This is a genomic window from Colwellia echini, from assembly GCF_002843355.2.
GTDB lineage: Bacteria > Pseudomonadota > Gammaproteobacteria > Enterobacterales > Alteromonadaceae > Colwellia > Colwellia echini.
This window is the reverse complement of record NZ_PJAI02000057.1, coordinates 1-1850: the sequence shown is the minus strand read 5'-3', so window position 1 is coordinate 1850 and position 1850 is coordinate 1. Positions and strand designations below refer to the sequence as shown.

The window sequence follows — 1850 nt, the reverse complement described above, 5'->3', positions numbered from 1 at the left end:
TCGTACCTCGCGCAGTATAGCCAAACTGTTATTTTCCGCTTAGTGTGGCGTTAGGCATTTATGGATACCTCCAAGATTCAAGTCGATTTCAAACTTATCAGAGAGCATTGTATTGTTATCCGTCGGGATTTTAATACTTATACAACTCTTTTTAACAATGAAAACCATGAATTGCTAACAACCACAGCTTCTACGTTTTTTTCTGATATAGCAGAAATATTACAACGCGATTGGATATTGCAAGTTTCAAAACTAATGGATCCAGCCCAAACGCAAAGGAAAAAGAAAATCTTAGAAAATTTGACTGTAAAACTAATTAATGAACAATTAGATGAACTAAATTTAATGACTCCTAAAATAAATTCACTTAGTCAAAATTTATTCACCTACGGTAAAAAATTAACACCTGCTCGTAATAAGCGTTTAGCTCATTATGATAGAGAACATCAAGTTAATGATATTGTGCTTGGAGCTACTACGGAAAATGAATTACATCAGTTTCTCTCTGATATTCAAGAGTATTGTGATTTAGTTGGTGAAGCCGTTGATTTAGGTCCTTCAGATTTTACTTCTAGCGGTTGCGCTGGTGATGCGCTAGATTTACTTAAGGTTTTAAACCGTGGTAAAAATGCCTAACAAGTTGCTTAAACGGACAAAAAACAGTTGGCTTTTTGCTCGTGCCTCGCTTATTTTAGCCAACAATTTTATTGCCGCTTAGCAAAGCGTTAGCATTCAATATGGCATATCGAGTAGTTGTAAAAAATATCGCACCATGCAGTTGCGAAAATGAGGGTGAAGCTGAAGTCTATTTTCCTGACTTTGATATCACTGTTGCATGCTATTTCATTGGCGATATTGATTGGTTTAAAGGTTGTTTCCCTCTCAACGAACCTAGGGAATCCAACCTAAGTTATTGGCACGCTAATTGGAAATTAACGAAGAAGCAAACTAAATCCATAGCCAAAAATGTTGTTGGCATTTTCGATGGTTTCGAGTTAGATGAAGACAATGAAAAATTATTTAGAGTAAATTCGTTAATTCCAGTCTTATCTGACAATGAGCTTGGTGATTATCAATTGGATGTTCCCAAAGGGAGTTGGGTTGAATCAACAGGACAATTTGTTATCGAGGAAGTTGAATGCTAACAAGTCGTTTAAAAGGACAAAAAACAGTTGGCTTTTGCTCCTTCGTCGCTAATTTTAGCCAACAATTTTTTGCCTCTTAACGAGGCGTTATATTGCATAAGGATATACATGCGTTTTATCTTCCCCCTATTAATTTTATTTTGTTCTAATGCGTCCTTTGGAAATACTTGTTTACTTGAAAAATATGAGCTATTTTCCTCCGCTCAAATTAAATGGCAAAATGACCTAACGACCCTGATAACGTCAAAAACTCCAAAGATGCAGGATGTTGCAAATTTATATAGAGATGAACAACTCGCATATATTGCCAAAGATTCACTGGCATTAAAGTTATTATTAAAAGATTCACCTAGCAAAGTTAATACAAATGAAAAAGTTAATATGTGGTTTCAGTTAGATAACTATGTTCAGGAAAATCAAGCTAATAAATATACAACTTACAATAAATTATATAGTAATGTCCTTGCTAATAAACACCGAGAGGATCACCCTGATGGTGATAGACTAAGAGAATTAATGAAAACTCAAATTATGCCAACAAATGAGTTTAAAATCCTACTAGCTAACTTTATGAATAGTGTTGATAAAATAAACAGTATTGTGTGTCCTGCAATATAACAAGTCACTCAAAAGGACAAATAACAGTTGGTTTTTGCTTATATGGACTCCTCGTATTGTACAAGAAAAAACTTTTAAAAATTTAGA

3 protein-coding genes are annotated in these 1850 nt (G+C 34.2%); all 3 read left to right on the top strand.

The window, feature by feature from the left end:
- The first annotated feature begins 60 nt into the window (after positions 1-60).
- The 3 genes from CWS31_RS17220 to CWS31_RS17210 all read left to right on the top strand — a co-directional run bounded on the left by CWS31_RS17220 (position 61) and on the right by CWS31_RS17210 (position 1763).
- Positions 61-636, top strand: coding sequence for an AbiU2 domain-containing protein (locus CWS31_RS17220; protein WP_101344574.1), 576 nt, complete (start codon positions 61-63; stop codon positions 634-636).
- Between the two features lie 101 nt (positions 637-737).
- Positions 738-1145, top strand: a complete 408-nt coding sequence (locus tag CWS31_RS17215) for a hypothetical protein (RefSeq protein ID WP_101344573.1) — start codon at positions 738-740, stop codon at positions 1143-1145.
- A 108-nt stretch (positions 1146-1253) separates the two neighbouring features.
- Positions 1254-1763, top strand: coding sequence for a hypothetical protein (locus CWS31_RS17210; RefSeq protein WP_101344572.1), 510 nt, complete (start codon positions 1254-1256; stop codon positions 1761-1763).
- Positions 1764-1850: the final 87 nt, after the last annotated feature.

Bases quoted from the DNA above. Each gene is read 5' to 3' on its own strand.
- CWS31_RS17220 (WP_101344574.1), top strand. From the start codon at position 61: ATGGATACCTCCAAGATTCAAGTCGATTTCAAACTTATCAGAGAGCAT.
- CWS31_RS17215 (WP_101344573.1), top strand. From the start codon at position 738: ATGGCATATCGAGTAGTTGTAAAAAATATCGCACCATGCAGTTGCGAA.
- CWS31_RS17210 (WP_101344572.1), top strand. From the start codon at position 1,254: ATGCGTTTTATCTTCCCCCTATTAATTTTATTTTGTTCTAATGCGTCC.